10 protein-coding genes are annotated in these 14,133 nt (G+C 67.5%); 8 read left to right on the top strand and 2 right to left on the bottom strand.

What is annotated here, in order from left to right:
• Positions 1-3 precede the first annotated feature (3 nt).
• From POL25_RS34135 to POL25_RS34110, 6 genes are all read left to right on the top strand, one after another.
• Positions 4-864, top strand: coding sequence for a hypothetical protein (locus tag POL25_RS34135; protein WP_272090495.1), 861 nt, complete (start codon positions 4-6; stop codon positions 862-864).
• Between the two features lie 355 nt (positions 865-1,219).
• Positions 1,220-4,336 (top strand): FG-GAP repeat domain-containing protein, encoded by a 3,117-nt coding sequence (locus POL25_RS34130; RefSeq protein ID WP_308477909.1) that lies wholly within the window; start codon positions 1,220-1,222, stop codon positions 4,334-4,336.
• Positions 4,333-5,451, top strand: a complete 1,119-nt coding sequence (locus POL25_RS34125) for a hypothetical protein (protein WP_272090494.1) — start codon at positions 4,333-4,335, stop codon at positions 5,449-5,451. Before POL25_RS34130 ends, POL25_RS34125 begins: the two co-directional genes overlap by 4 nt.
• Before the next feature lie 331 nt (positions 5,452-5,782).
• Positions 5,783-6,712, top strand: a complete 930-nt coding sequence (locus POL25_RS34120) for a hypothetical protein (protein ID WP_272090493.1) — start codon at positions 5,783-5,785, stop codon at positions 6,710-6,712.
• Positions 6,713-7,011: 299 nt separating this feature from the next.
• On the top strand, positions 7,012-7,419 hold the full coding sequence (locus tag POL25_RS34115) for a hypothetical protein (RefSeq protein ID WP_272090492.1): 408 nt from the start codon (positions 7,012-7,014) through the stop codon (positions 7,417-7,419).
• Between the two features lie 265 nt (positions 7,420-7,684).
• Complete coding sequence (locus POL25_RS34110; RefSeq protein ID WP_272090491.1) at positions 7,685-9,457, top strand: monovalent cation:proton antiporter-2 (CPA2) family protein; 1,773 nt, start codon at positions 7,685-7,687, stop codon at positions 9,455-9,457.
• 236 nt (positions 9,458-9,693) lie between these two features.
• Here the strand turns inward: POL25_RS34110 and POL25_RS34105 are convergent, their stop codons facing one another.
• On the bottom strand, positions 9,694-10,269 hold the full coding sequence (locus tag POL25_RS34105; RefSeq protein WP_272090490.1) for a 2OG-Fe(II) oxygenase: 576 nt from the start codon (positions 10,267-10,269) through the stop codon (positions 9,694-9,696).
• A gap of 87 nt (positions 10,270-10,356) precedes the next feature.
• On the opposite strand from POL25_RS34105, the gene POL25_RS34100 reads away from it, so the two are divergent.
• Entirely contained in the window at positions 10,357-12,918 is a 2,562-nt protein-coding gene (locus POL25_RS34100) for a helix-turn-helix domain-containing protein (protein ID WP_272090489.1), read from the top strand.
• Positions 12,919-13,078: 160 nt separating this feature from the next.
• Here POL25_RS34100 and POL25_RS34095 read toward each other — a convergent pair whose 3' ends face one another.
• Positions 13,079-13,330: a hypothetical protein gene (locus POL25_RS34095; protein WP_272090487.1), complete on the bottom strand. Its 252-nt coding sequence runs from the start codon at positions 13,328-13,330 to the stop codon at positions 13,079-13,081.
• 583 nt (positions 13,331-13,913) lie between these two features.
• On the opposite strand from POL25_RS34095, the gene POL25_RS34090 reads away from it, so the two are divergent.
• Positions 13,914-14,117: a YjzC family protein gene (locus POL25_RS34090; protein WP_272090486.1), complete on the top strand. Its 204-nt coding sequence runs from the start codon at positions 13,914-13,916 to the stop codon at positions 14,115-14,117.
• The last annotated feature ends 16 nt before the right edge of the window (positions 14,118-14,133 follow it).

Below are 14,133 nucleotides of genomic sequence, written 5' to 3'. Positions count from 1 at the left end.
ATGATGATGCTGGTCTTTGGGACATGTTTGGTGAGCGTGCTGGCGCAGAGCCCGGTGGAGCTGCCAGCGCATGAGTGGCGGGCTCCGAAGGCTGCGAAGGTGGCGGCGAGCGAGGCGGCGGCGCCGGTGGCGGTGAAGCCGAAGGCGGTGCGGAAGAAGGTCCGACGAGTCGAGGCCGCACGGGCGGGGAATGAGGACGAGGCGGCGCCCGCGGCGGTGATGTCGGAGGTAGCGATGGAGGATGCGCGCGCCGAGGGGGCGAGCGTGGGGAAGGTGACCGGGTCCGGGGCGGTGCTGAGCGTGGTGATGGCGCGCGCTGCGGGCGAGGCTGCGGAGGATTCGCGTGGCGTGACAGGCGAGGGGGAGAGCGAGTCGGGTGCGGCCGCGGCGGGAGATGCTTCGCGTGGTGGTGATGTGATTGCGACGGGCGCGGCTGCGAAGGAGGCTGCGGAGGTCGAGGGCGCCGCGGAGGCGCGCTGCGAGCTCGATGTCGGCAGCGACGGAGATCCGGCGCGGTGGCGTCGCGGGCGAGCGCAGATGTTCGCGGGTGCGGCGTTCCTCGGCATCGGAGTGGTGGGGCTCGGGGTGACGGTGAGCGGCTGGTATGTGCAGCGCTTCTCGGCGAACGAGCTGTCCCGCGGGACAGGTTACTCGGACGAGGCGCTGGCGCCGCTGCGGGCCCAGCACGCCCGCGGCGAGTCGATGCTGGCGGCCGGAGCGGTGACCGCGGTGTTCGGGGCGGTGCTCGGGGCGACGTTGATGGCTACGGGTGCGCGTGACGTGCGGGCCGGTCGCGGTGGGCGCTGGAGCTCGGTGCGCGTGGCGCCGAGCCTCGGCGGGCTGGTGCTGAGCGGACAGTTCTGAGTCGGAGCCGATCGAGGTTACCACCACGAGCACGGAATCGCGCTCGCATGTGTGAAGTTGCGGCACCACGGTATCGCGCCATTAAGATGAGCGGCGCGAACTGAGTGTTAAGGGTTCATGGTCTCAGATTTTCCCTGACAGTTGATTCGGAGCCCGCAACGTCGCAACCGCTCGACTGCGTGCGAACCCCGCCGCCGGCGACTGCGCGATCTGCAGTTCGTCAGGATTGAGCAAGAGCGTCGGGCTGCCACGCCGAGGCGTGTGCTGCGTCACGGTACAAGAGCCCCTGTCGCTGCCATGTCTTCTCCATTTCAAGCGTGGTAGGCTTTTCGCATCCTTCGCGTCGAGGAAGCCTATGATGCAACATCTCCGGCTCTCTCCTAAACTCTGTGCCCTCGTACTTTCGGTTTCGATCCTTGTTGCTTGCGCACGCACCGAGTCGTGTCCTGGTATCTCGAACGGGTCCTTGTGCTTGGAGGTTTCTCGTTTCGCTGTCGCCTTTGGGCCGCGCACGCTCGTATACGCCGATCTCGATGGTGATGGTGCCGGCGATTTGATAGCCGCGAACCATGAGCCCGGTACATTTAGCGTTCTATGGGGCTCAGACACCGAAATGGGCGCAGAGACGACTCTCTTGCCCGTGGCGAGTCAGATCTCGGGCGTAGTGGTCGCAGACTTCAATGACGATGGGTATCTCGATCTAGCCACCGCGCTGCCGGCAGAAGACAAAATCGGTGTTCACCTTGGTGGAGGTGGACGCTCTTTTCCGAAACTGCAGCACCACGCAGTCGGTGCCGCGCCTCGCTCGATCGTAGCAGCGAATCTCGACGCCGCGGGCCCGCCGGAACTTGTCACAGGCAATGTTGGCGACGGCAGCATCAGCATCCTGCGGGGCCTCACGGACGTGACGCACGTCGCGGTCGGGCCTGGTCCGAGCGGCTTGGCGACCGGTGACCTCGACGGTGACGACGACGTCGATCTGGTGGTCGCGCTTCCCGAGGCCGACGCGTTGCAGTTGCTCCTCAATGATGGCCACGGCCGGCTCTCGCTCGGGCCTCGACACTTGGTCGAGGGGGCCCCGCAAGCCGTTGTTGTTGCCGATTTCGACGTGGATGGTGCGCTCGATCTCGCCTCATTGAGCGAGTTCGAGGAAGCGGTTAGTGTCTTCCACGGTGACAACAAGGGAAATTTGCGCGCGCAGGAGACGTGGGCTTGCATCCCGCAAGCAAGCGACCTGGTGGTCGTGAACTCCGAGGGCGGTCCGCCCGCGCTGGGAGTCCTGTCCGTGGCGACCTCGACAGTGCAACGGCTCGATCCCTTGAACGGGGAGACGCTTGCTGGTGCGACGACTTCGTGGGCGAGCGCCATCGTGTCTGGGGCGGGCGGTTTTCTGCACTACGCGAGCGCGATGAACAACCGCATCGGGCGGCTCGAACCAGGGACCGGCCTGCAACTCACGACCTTGTGGCAGGGGCCGGCGATGACGCGGGGATGGGCGGTCGACCTCGATGATGACGGCATTGATGAGCTCATTCTCAGCGAGAAGCTGGCGGGACCGCTCAAGCTGTGGCGTGGCGGGCCGGGTTTGCCGGTCGAGCTCGATACGGGTCTCGCAGCGGTCTGGTCCGTTGACGCCGGCGAGGTGACGGGAGATGCCTCGCGCGAGATCGTTGTCTGGGACAGACGGCAAGTGGCCGTGCTGCAACGCGATGGCGTCGACCTGTACAGCCCCGGGCCACCGATGACTGTCGGCGAGAGGATCACCGACGTCGCGCTTGGAGACGGCGACGGCGATGGTCGTCTCGACCTCCTAGTTCTCGCCGAACGAGAGACCGCCAGCCAGTTGTACTGGTTCGCCTCCGATCCCAATGGCGCGTTGCAACTCGGGGGGGAGGTCCCACTCGGCTTCGACGCGATATCACTAGATGCTGTCGCGGGCGCGGGCGACCTGCGGGCCGACCTGATGATAAGCGACGGGGAAGGTCGGGTTCATTACCTTCAAGACGTGACTGCGCCGCCACGCGAGCTCGCGTTCGCCGAGGGTCATAGTATTCAAGCCGCGGCCTACGCCGACCTCGAAGGTGACGGGGATCTTGACGTCGTTACTTGCGGCCCGCAGGGCTTGCGCGCCTTCCGGAACGTCCTGGAGCAAGAGCCCGCGGACTTCGAAATTCTGAGTGATATCGCGTGCAGTGGTCTGCACTTGGATGACCTCGATGCAGACGGCTTCTTCGACGTCGTGGGGCGCACTGACGTGGCCATTCAGCCCGTGCAAGTCCGTAGCTTGCTCACGCCCTGGCTGCAGGGGGACCAGGGTTGGACGGCGCTTGGCAGCCATAGCGTGGGTTATGCCTCGTCGTTCTCCTTCGCCCAGATGGACGATGATGGGATATCCGACCTCGTGATCATCCAGAAGGAGCGCCCGACGGAGGCGCGTCGTGTCGTCTTAGGGCCCGCGCTCGTGGCGGCGAATGTCGTGGCGATCGACACTCCGCGTCGGTTTCGTGTCGGCGACGTCGACGGTGACGGGGCCGCGGACCTCGTCGGTATTGGTGCAAAGCTGTCGCTGGCGCTCGCGGACGGGCGCGGTAGCTTCGGACCTCTTCATCAGCCGATCGTCACCGGCTCGCTCGCGGAAGTGCCGATCTCGGACGTCGTCCTCGTCGAGTCGAGCGGCGAAGCCGACGAAGCCATCATCGTTGCGACCGATGAGGCGCCGGGCTCGCAGATATATATCGTCACCTTCGCAGAAGGTGTGGCCAATGCTCAGCACCTCGCGTCGCTGCCGGCTAGCGGCATTCAGTTGTACTCGCACGACCTCGACGATGACGGAGTGGTCGATCTTGCAGCGTTATCCACGAATCCGGAGTCCGAAGTTCATGTGTTTTTGGGTCTCGCGGAAGGCGGCGTCGAGCCTCCGCGCACGACCCTCCTCGCTGCGCCGGCGCCGGTCGCACGTCCGCGATTTTATGATCTCGACGGAGATGGCCAGATCGATCTCGTCGGTGCGAGCGCGGCGGGAGTGCTCTGGTTACGGGGACGAGGGCGCGGCGTTTTCGAGCCGGTTGAAGTTTATAGCCCGGTGCTCGCCGACGACCTCCTACCCGCCGACCTGGACGCCGACGGTTTGACTGAACTCGTCCTGCTGCGCCAACAGACCCTCTCGGTCCTGCGCGGAGCCGAGGAGTCCGGGCCGCTACTCGCGGACGTGTCGAATGTTGCAATCGCTGACTTGGACGCTGACGGCCAGCCCGAACTGCTCGCCACGACCGGCCCAGGGAGACTTTCTGGACCAATCGTGGCCCTGCTCGTAGGGCGTCATATGGCGAGCGCAATGCCCCAGTTCTCGGAGTACATCCTACCTTCGCGATTTGTCCAGGCGATCCACCTCGCCGATGTCGACGGGGACGCGAACTTTGACATCATCCTCACCGATGACGTGGGCGTGACGGTCATGAAGCAGGTCCCATGAAGCGGTATTTTCAATGTGCCGTCTTCTTGTGGGCGGCTTGCCGTCCGCTGGGCGACGCATCCCTTGAAGGGAAACATGTCGTCGTCGACGCCGCTACCGGTCAGCCGCTCTGCGGAGGCTCACTGGCGTTCATGGACGAATTCGTCGAACGTGTCTCGAATGAGTTCTCGATCTCCGCGCCAGTTGGGGAAGAACGCATTCTCTTCTATTGGCTCGATTCCCAAGACTTTACTGACCGCTCCGAGTGTGGCGCGCGACTGGTAGGATGCGCGCGAGGTAATGAGACGTTTTCGCGCACCGCGCCGCATAATCATGAGCTCGTGCACAATCTGACTTTCGCGCTCGGTAGCCCTCCTGTGTTCTTTGCCGAGGGCTTGGCGGTCGTCTATCAGGGCCTCGATGGGCGACCGTACAGCAACGTCGGTGATAGTAGTGCCGATGTTCGCGAAGCGCTCACCGCGACGAATGCGGAACTCGTGGAGTACGATCTTTACCCGTTAGCAGGGAAATTCACCGCCTTCCTCATCTCGCGTCATGGCATCGAGGCTTTTCTGCGGCTCTATACATCTCTGGACGCTGGCGCGGGTGAGTTAGAGCTCGATGTCGGTTTCCGTCAGCAATTCGGCACGAGCTTGGACGATTCGATCGCGGAATTCGAAGCAGGGCCGTCTTGCGCCCACGAGGCGTACGACGCCAAGCTTATGGAGTGCAACGCCCCCACGCTGGCCTGGGACGGGCGGGCACTACAGATGACGCGGACTCTGTCTTGCGAGGATCTGGACGCTATCGGGCCTTTTGCGGGGGACAGCACCCTCGTCCTCCACACGATCGACATCGGGGAGGGGGGGCTCTACGAACTTCGCGTTCTCGGAGAAGAGGATGATGTCCCCTCTGGAATGACGCACATCGTCTCGATGTACGCCTGCGACAATCCATGTCTGCTTCGCCAACTCGTCGCTGGAGCGATAGATGTCCCGCAAATTGGCTGGCTCGACCCCGGGCGCTACTCACTCCGACTCCACGGACCTGCCAACGCGTCGACGATCATTGGTTTTCAGCTTCTTCGCGTCGACGATCCGTCCAGTGCGATGGATCCCAAAATGGCCGGGACGTAGGCACGACCCTCCGCGACTCGAGTACATTGATGAGCGGAGGTACAAGTCATGTCTCCGAGTACCTTGTCGTAGACTGCGCCACAGTGGTATCGAAGTCGGACTTTGCGATCTGGGATAGGCCCTAGGCTATCGCTAAGGTCTCGACCCACGCTGCGTCCCTAAGTCTCGTCTCTGCACTGGACTAATACCTTTTCCTGGTTTGCCCAGTTTGGAGGAAGCCGTCCCTCAAATGGTGTCTTCCTTCTTGACTTGCCGCGAATGATCTCTTAGGGTCTGAACCAGGAGATTCGTAGGCATGAAAAATTTGAGCTTGAACGGTCGGAGTGCATACGTGGTCGCTATCCTGGCTTCGACATCCATCCAGTGCAAGCAGGAGCCTGATAACGCCACCGACACCGCTAGCACAGGGAGCGGCACTGAGACAGGGAGCGGCACTGAGACAGAGAGCGGCACTGAGACAGGCACCGGCACTGAGACAGGGAGCGGCACTGAGACAGGGAGCGGCACTGAGACAGGCACCGGCACTGAGACAGGCACCGACACCCTCCCCACCACGAGCATCACGGGTGCCACCAGCCTGGGAAATCCCTTCTGCTGGGATTGTCCTGGCGGGATCGAGTACTCCTGCTATTGTCAGGGATGGGACGAGTCATGGTCAGATGACATTTGGAATGATTGGTGTAACCAGGACTTGAGCTATACAAGCAACAAGGTCGAAACCGACTGTGCCGCGGCTTGCTTTGATGGGGGAGCCATCGACTCCAACATCGGATGGTTGGACTGTTCGGGTGTGCTGCCCGAGCCGACGACTGGCGGTGATCCGACGACTGGCGGCGATCCGACTGGCGATCCGACTGGCGATCCGACTGGCGGGCCGATTCCTTACAACTGCGCAGGTTGGGATCCGAGCGATAATGTCACTTTGATTAGTGGTGTATACTACTACAATTGGTCATTTTTGTCCGCCCTGATCAGCAACCCGGCTCCACTCCTCGTATGTGACGACGCATACTTCGAACCTGTCGTGAACGGACCCGGATTCCAGGTCGACAATGCGAACAGCGGCGAGCTCTTCTACCTGCTCGGGTTCCGAGACGGCGACATCCCGCTGGGCATCAACGGAATGCCCCTCGAAACGGCTGCAGACGCGTGGGCCGCGCTCAGCGAGCTGTGGGGGGAGAGCGAGACGATGTTTGACGTATACATCCTGCGGGGTGTGAACTATCTTACGATTTCATACGAGCCTCTCATCTCCGAGTGAGAGTGTTGCTATAGGATTAGGCGCTGCTCCCGTGACGACTGGTGCTGAACCAGAAACGGCTTGAAGCGCGCTCATGAAGCGTTCGACGCCGACGCGACCGCCCGGACCTCGGCAGGGCGGTCGCGTCGATACCGGTGCACGTGAGGTGAGGGCCGGACGCGGGAGGCGCTGGTGCGCGTGGCGCCGAGCCTCGGCGGGCTGGTGCTGAGCGGCCGGTTCTGAGTCGGAGCCGATGCAGCGGGAGGTTCAGATCTTTCGGTGGTGCTATTCTCTCGCGCATACCCTCGCAAGAGACCCCCATGTTCCGTACTCTGCCGTTGCTCGCCGCCTGCCTGCTTGCCTGTACCGATCGCCCTGTCGGCCAGGAGACGGACTCGGGGACCTCGAGCACCGGATCGACCACGGGCGATGCGGATGAGATCCTCCGGAGGCGCTGCGAGCTGCTGAGCGAGTGTAACTACGGACCGGACTATGCGGGGGTGGACGCGTGCGTGCGCGCTCAGGAGATCCGGCTGGCGAAGTGGGAAGCTCCCGAGTGCGCCCCCGCCTTGCTGGACTTCTTTGCCTGCGGCAACAAGGCCGAGAACTGCGACCAGTACTGGGTCCTGCACGATCTGGTCGAGAACATCGATGGAGAGTGCGGTCCCAAGAAGGACGAGGTCTGTCGATGGGACTGCGGGTGCGTGGGCACCGACCACGACTCGTAGTGAAAGCATGGCCGCGTTTGCTGACGGGTCGCCGCGGGGGAGGATGCTCGAGCCATGGGGTGCTCCGGACGCGCGCGAGTGAGGGATGCGGTAGGTCGGGCGAGTCACTCGCTCGCGAGGGACCGGTGACGAGAGATTCGAAAGGGCCGAGGGGAGAGCTCCGGGCGCTTCGTTCGAGCGGGTGACCGCGGGGGCGGGGTCGGCGGGCGGTGCGGCCGAAAAGCGGGCGTCAGCGGAGGCCCGTCGCAGGGTATGTTCGGGGCCGGTGCAGCTCGCTCAATCTGCGATTTTTCTGGCCGCCGCGGTGGTGGTGGTCCCGCTGTTCAAGCGCCTCGGGCTCGGCTCGGTGCTGGGCTACCTGGCGGCAGGGGCGGCGATCGGGCCGTCCGGGCTGGGGCTGGTGGAGCACGTCGAGGACACGCTCCACGTGGCGGAATTCGGGGTGGTGCTGCTGCTGTTCGTGATCGGGCTCGAGCTGCAGCCGAAGCGGCTGTGGGAGATGCGGGCGGGGGTGTTCGGGCTCGGGTCGGCGCAGGTGATGGTGACGTCGCTGCTGCTGGCGCTGGGGGGGTGGCTGCTGGGGCTGCCGCCGGCCGGGGCGCTGGTGGTCGGGTTCGCGCTGTCGCTGTCGTCGACGGCGTTCGTGCTGCAGGTGCTGGGCGAGCGGCTCGAGCTGACGGCGCCGCACGGGCGGGCGTCGTTCAAGATCCTGCTGTTCCAGGATCTGGCGGCGATCCCGGTGCTGGCGGCGATTCCGCTGCTGACGAGCAGCGGCGAGGGGTCGGACGCGACGCAAGGGCCATGGATGTCGCTGGCGATCGCGGCGGCGGTGATCGCCGGGCTGGTGCTGGGCGGGCGCATGCTGCTACGGCCGCTGTTCCGCTGGGTGCTCTCGACGCGCAGCAACGAGCTGTCGTCGGCGTGGGCGCTGCTGGTGGTGATCGGGACGGCGCTGCTGATGGAGCTGGTCCACCTCGAGGCGGCGCTGGGGGCGTTCCTCGCCGGGGTGCTGCTGGCCGACAGCGAGTACCGCCACGAGCTCGAGGCCGACATCGAGCCGTTCAAGGGGCTGCTGCTCGGGCTGTTCTTCGTGGCGGTGGGGATGTCGGCCGACCTCGGGATCATCGCGGCGCAGCCGCTGGCGGTGCTGGCGATCGTGCTCGGGCTGGTGGGGGTCAAGGGGCTGGCGCTGCTGGTGATCGGGCGGGTGGCGAAGATGTCCTTCGGGTCAGCTTCGAGCCTGGCGATCGCGCTGTCGCAGGGCGGCGAGTTCGCGTTCGTGCTGTTCGGAGTGGCGGGGCCGGCCGGGCTGGTGGCGCCGGAGGTGATCGATCTGCTGGTGGTGGCAGTGACGATGTCGATGATGGTGACGCCGCTGCTGCTGATCGCCCGCGACCGGATCTCCGCGCGCCGCGCGGCCCAGAACCGGCGCGAGTTCGACGCGATCGACGAGGAGAACCCGGTCATCATCGCGGGCTTCGGCCGCTTCGGCCAGATCGTCGGGCGAGTGCTGCGAATGACGCGGGTCCCGTTCACGGCGCTCGAGATCGATACGACGCAGGTGGACTTCCTGCGCCGGTTCGGCAACGAGATCTACTACGGCGACGCGGCCCGCATCGACCTGCTGCGCGCGGCCAAGGCCGACAAGGCGCGCCTCATCGTGGTGGCGATCGACGACGTCGAGGCGTCGATGCGCACGGTCGAGACGGTCCGCCGCAACTTCCCGGAGCTGCGGATCGTGGCCCGCGCGCGCAACCGGTCGCACGCGTTCCGCCTGAGGGCCCACGGGGCCCACGTGATCGTGCGCGAGATGTTCCTTTCGAGCCTGGACGCGGCGCACCGCTCGCTCGAGGAGCTGGGGGTGACGCCGAGCGACGCCCGCGAGTACGTGAAGACGTTCCGCGAGCACGACGAGCAGGTGCTGAACGAGCAGTACGCGATCCGCCACGACGAGGCGGCCCTGATCGCGTCGGCGAAGAAGTTCAGCGCGGACCTCGAGCGGCTGTTCGACGCCGACGCGCGCCAGCGACCGCGGTGAGCTTCCGCTGACGGGCGCGGCCGAGGCTCGCCCGCGGGCGCGGTGAAGCGATCGAAGCAGGGCCGATGTTCGCCGAGGGGCAGGCATCCGTGTCCGGCGTTGATTCGAAAACAGAGCCGCCGGGGCGAACGGCTCGGGCGGTTTGTTCGATGGGCGGAGGTCCGGGGGATGAACTCGGGGACATGTCGTTTAGGGCATGTTGTATTGGACATGGCCTGTTGGGCATGTCCTTCGGGTCATGCATCGTCGCGGCGGTACATGACGTCGGTGCGGAGGACGTGCTTGACGCCGCTGCGCACCGGGGCGCCCTGGTGGCAGAGGGGGTGGTCGAACACGAGGACCATGCCGCGCTCGGGGGCGACGCGGACGACCTCGCCGGCGTGTTCGAACTCGGTGCTGCCGCCGGTGAACTCGGCGTCGAGGTAGAGCATGACGGTGAGGAGGCTCTGCTCGTGGAGGCTGCGGTGGAAGGCGCCGTCGTGGTGCCAGCGGAAGTACTGGCCGGGCTCGTAGCGGTAGAAGCGGAGCCGCTCGTTGAGGCCGACGGCCTGCCAGCCGTGGCGGCGCGCGGGCACGAACGGGGCCAGCCGCTGCCACAGCCCATGCGCGAGCTCGAGGTCGTCGCGGATCACCCGGGTGTTGTTGCGGATCTCCGGGGCCATCACGAAGCCGCGCGCGGTGGTGATCGGGGCCTCCGCGAAGCCGACGTCGTGCGCGAGCCGGAGCCAGGCGGCGCACTCGTCAGGAGTGCAGAAATCGCGGACGGTGAAGACGTTGTCGGCGAGGATCGGGGTCTTGCTCGGCGTGCTCATGTCGAGACGGTGCGCCCGCGAGGCCCGCAGGACGAGGATCGCGGCCGGGCAGAACCGGGCAAGACCGGCTAGGATGGCGCTCCGGCCGTGCTCCGTTTCCATCACGAGCTGCTCGCGCGGGTCCGCACCGAGCTGAACCTGACCCAAGAGGCAGCCGCGGCGGCGGTCGGGGTCGATGTGCGGACGTACCGGCGCTACGAGTCGGGGGCGGTCAACGAGGCGGCGGAGGGCTTCGTGGTCCGTAACGCCAGCCGGCGCCGGCTGCTGGCGGCGCTGAGCCGCGAGCTGGGGATCGCGGAGAGCGAGCTGGTGATCGAGGCGCGGGCGACGGAGCCGGCGCCGGCGCCCGCGGGCTGGCGGCCGTGCCACGCGCACACGCTGCCGCGAGCGCGCCACTTCGTCGGTCGCGAGGAGGCGCTGGCGCTGCTGCGCGCGCCGACGCGGGGCGTGATCGCGGTGGTGGCGATCGGCGGGGCGGGCAAGACGGCGCTGGTCGAGCGCATGATCGCGGAGCTGGGCGAGGGGCCGCACGCGGGCGGGCTGCTGGTGTGGAGTTTTTATGACGACACGCGGGTGGAGGCGTTCTTCGCGGCGGCGACGCGCTACTTCGCGGAGGGCGCGGAGGTGCCGGCGGGAGAGCGGCCGCAGCGGCTGCAAGAGGCGCTGGCCTCGGGGCCGCCGCACGTGCTGGTGATCGACGGGATCGAGGTGCTGCAGGGCAGCGGGCGCGAGGACTCGACGTACGGACGGATCGCCGACGGGTCGCTGCGACGGCTGCTGATGAGCGCGGCGCGCGGGCTGGGGGCGGCGCGGGTGGTGCTGACTTCGCGGTTCGAGCCGACGGACCTGCAGGCGTGGGACGGGGCCGGGTTGACGACGCTGCGCCTGGGCGGGCTGTCGCCGGCAGAGGGCTCGACGCTGCTCGAGCACTGGGGGCTGAGCGCGAAGACGCCGCTGCGGCCGCTGGTCGATCGGGTCGGCGGGCACGCGCTGTCGGTGGCGATGCTGGGGTCGTACGCGGGGATGTTCCTCGGCGGCGACGGCGAGCGAGCGCAGGCGATCGCGCTCGAGCCGGCGGCGCGCGACGATGTGCAGGCGCGGCGCTTGCTGGCGGTGCTGGCGGCCTACGCCGCGGCGCTGGGCCCCGAGGAGCGCGATCTGGTGGCTCGTCTGGCGCTGTTCCCGGCGGGGGCGGACGTGGAACTGCTGGCGCGCCTGGCGAGCGCAGGCGGGGCGGTCGCGGGGGCGCTGGCAGGGCGCGACGCGGCGGCGATCGGGCCGATTGTGGCGCGGCTGGAGCGGTTGGGGTTGGTGGCCCGGGCGGGGCCGGGGCGCTACACGGCGCACCCGTTCGTGGCGGAGTATTTTCGCTCGCTGCTGGGCGCGCCGCCGGCGGCGATCCACGAGGTGGAGCGCGCGCACTTGATCGCGCGGCTCGATGTGCATCGCCCGGGGCCGCACGCGGACGAGCGGCTCGAGACGTACGAGGCGCTGCTGCTGCACACGCTGCGCGCGGGCCGGACGGGCGAGGCGGCGTCGATCTACTTCCGCAGCCTGGGCGGGTTCTCGCACCTGGGGCTGCAGCTCGGGGCGATGAGCCGCGGGGCGCGGATCGTCCGCGAGTTCGCGCCAGGCGGCGATCCAGCGCGCATGACGGCGGCGCTCGAGCCGGGTCGGCGGGCGCGGCTGGTGTACGACTGGGGGCTCTACGCGGGGGCGCTCGGCGATCTGGCGCAGGCGAGCCGCTGTTACCGGATCCACGGGGCGCTGGTGCGCGAGGCCGGCAACCTCGAGGGGTTGACGACGAGCCTGCGCGCGCTGGCCTATACGGAGCGGTTGGCGGGGGCGCTGTCGGAGGCGCTGGCGCTGACGGAGGCGGCGGTGGAGGTGGCGAGCCGCGCAGAGGCGCCAGGCGACGTGGCGCGCGGGCTGGCGCTGCAGGCCCGGGTGCTGCACGACCTGGGGCGCGTGGGCGAGGCGGAGGCGTGCTTTGAAAAGGCGCGAGCGATGGGGGACCGGCCGTTCGCGCGCCGCTCGTTCTGGGCGGCCGAGCACGCGCTGGGGCTGGGTCGAGGGGCGGCGGCGCGGGCGGAGATCGAGGGTAATTTAGAAGGGCTTCACGAGCTCGGGTGGGCGGGGCATCGCGCGCACGCGGAGACGATCCTCGGGGCGCTGGCGCTGGCGGAGGAGGAGCCGGATCCGGACCGCGCGAGCGTGCACCTGGGCCACGCGCGGGCGTGGACGACGGCGTCGGGCGAGGTGGAGGTGGTGCTGCGCTGCCACGCCCTCGAGGCGCAGATCTGCCTGGCCGAGCGCCGCCTGGCCGACGCGGCGCGGGTGATCCACGAGGGGCGGATGCTGGCCGAGACGTGCGGGTTCGGGCTGTTCGTGGTCGAGTTCAGTAATCTGGGGCTGACGCGCGCGCTGGCGGCGGAGCGCGGGATCGAAGAGGCGACCGCGCAGGCGCTGACGGCCGCGCGCGGGCGGCCGAGCTATGCGTGGGGGCTGGCCGATGCGCTGCACCTGGCGGGGCTGGCGAGAGGGACGGGCGGGCGCGAGCTGCTGGCGCAGGCGGCGACGCTGCGGGCGGCGCTGCAGCATCCGCAGCTGGCGGCGACGCGGGCGGCGCTGGAGCGCGCGGAAAAGTAAGATGTCCGCGGGGACATGTGGCATCATTTCGCGGTTGGGCGAGAAGGTGCGCGAGATGTCCCCGAGGACATGTGCAATGAAGGCGCCTCGCCGCGGACGGTGAGGCGATCGTCAGGCGAGCTCGGCTGCGTCGGCCGAGCTCGCCGGTGGGTGGCGCGGTTCAGCCGCGGAAGCGCGACGACGGGTTGCGCCGGCGGCGGACGTCGGCGCCCACGGGCTGGCGATTGTGCGCCGGCTCGCGCCGCGGCTCCTGGCGACCGGGCGCGGGGGCCGGACGCGCGGTGGGGGCGCCACCCAGGACCCATGAGAGCGGGCCGGTGTGCTCGCGCCCGGGTCGCGGCTCGGGGTCGGTGTGCGGCTCGGGGGTGGTGATGTCAGGGTTGGTCTTGGGAGCGAAGGAGATTTTGGGCATGGACGCGATCCTACGAGCCTGTCCAAAAGGACAGACGTAAACGAACCCGCGCGCCGGTGCGGGAATGATGAAAGGACGACGCGGCCCGGCGCGCGCCCCCGAAGGGCGCGATGGACGACGATCACCCGCGGCCTGGCGAATCACCCGAGAGTGAATCCGCAGACCCGCAGCCCCGCGGCGCGTTCGCGCCGGACGAGGTATCGCCCTCCGAGTACCGAGAGCCCCGGTGTGCCGAACTATGGTCGCATGCGCGACGCATATCGCTCGTCGGCGCATGGCGCCGCAAAGCGGGAGAAATCGACACAAACCGCGGCTGGCGAGCCCGGTGAGGGCGCCGCGTCGGTGTGCTCGAAGACTCGTGGATCAGAAGCGCATGGCTGACCCCATCGCTGGGGCCGTATCGACATTACTCGCACCATGCTGGGCTGTCAAGGCGCGGGGGCAGCGAGCCGAACTGCAATGCGTGTCGTCTGCGGACGAAACCGTCACGCGCATGGCGTGAGTGAACATCGGTCATGGCAGCGTCGAACGCGGGTGATCGATGGCGGCGGTCGCAAGAACCACAAAGGCGAGGAGAGACGAAATGGCCAACGTGGGCGATCGATTCAAGACGAGTGACAAGTGCAAGGCGAGTGGGGAGTACGTCTTCGACGGCTACACCGACGGGCCGACAGGGAAGCAGCCGACGCAGGAGGAGCGAGAGATCTCGCTGGAGACCGGGGAGGAGTTCCCGCCGATCCGCTCGACGGGGCGCGGGGCGTACTGGAAGCTGCTCCGCCTACAGTAGTCACCTGTACATCGGG

Source organism: Nannocystis bainbridge (genome assembly GCF_028368995.1).
In the GTDB taxonomy this organism is placed as follows: Bacteria; Myxococcota_A; Polyangia; order Nannocystales; family Nannocystaceae; genus Nannocystis; species Nannocystis bainbridge.
This window is presented reverse-complemented; position numbering and strand designations above follow the sequence as displayed.

Coding starts and splice junctions, on each gene's coding strand:
- POL25_RS34125 (WP_272090494.1), top strand. CDS start 4,333: ATGAAGCGGTATTTTCAATGTGCCGTCTTCTTGTGGGCGGCTTGCCGT.
- POL25_RS34115 (WP_272090492.1), top strand. CDS start 7,012: ATGTTCCGTACTCTGCCGTTGCTCGCCGCCTGCCTGCTTGCCTGTACC.
- POL25_RS34135 (WP_272090495.1), top strand. CDS start 4: ATGATGCTGGTCTTTGGGACATGTTTGGTGAGCGTGCTGGCGCAGAGC.
- POL25_RS34105 (WP_272090490.1), bottom strand. CDS start 10,269: ATGAGCACGCCGAGCAAGACCCCGATCCTCGCCGACAACGTCTTCACC.
- POL25_RS34090 (WP_272090486.1), top strand. CDS start 13,914: ATGGCCAACGTGGGCGATCGATTCAAGACGAGTGACAAGTGCAAGGCG.
- POL25_RS34095 (WP_272090487.1), bottom strand. CDS start 13,330: ATGCCCAAAATCTCCTTCGCTCCCAAGACCAACCCTGACATCACCACC.
- POL25_RS34130 (WP_308477909.1), top strand. CDS start 1,220: ATGATGCAACATCTCCGGCTCTCTCCTAAACTCTGTGCCCTCGTACTT.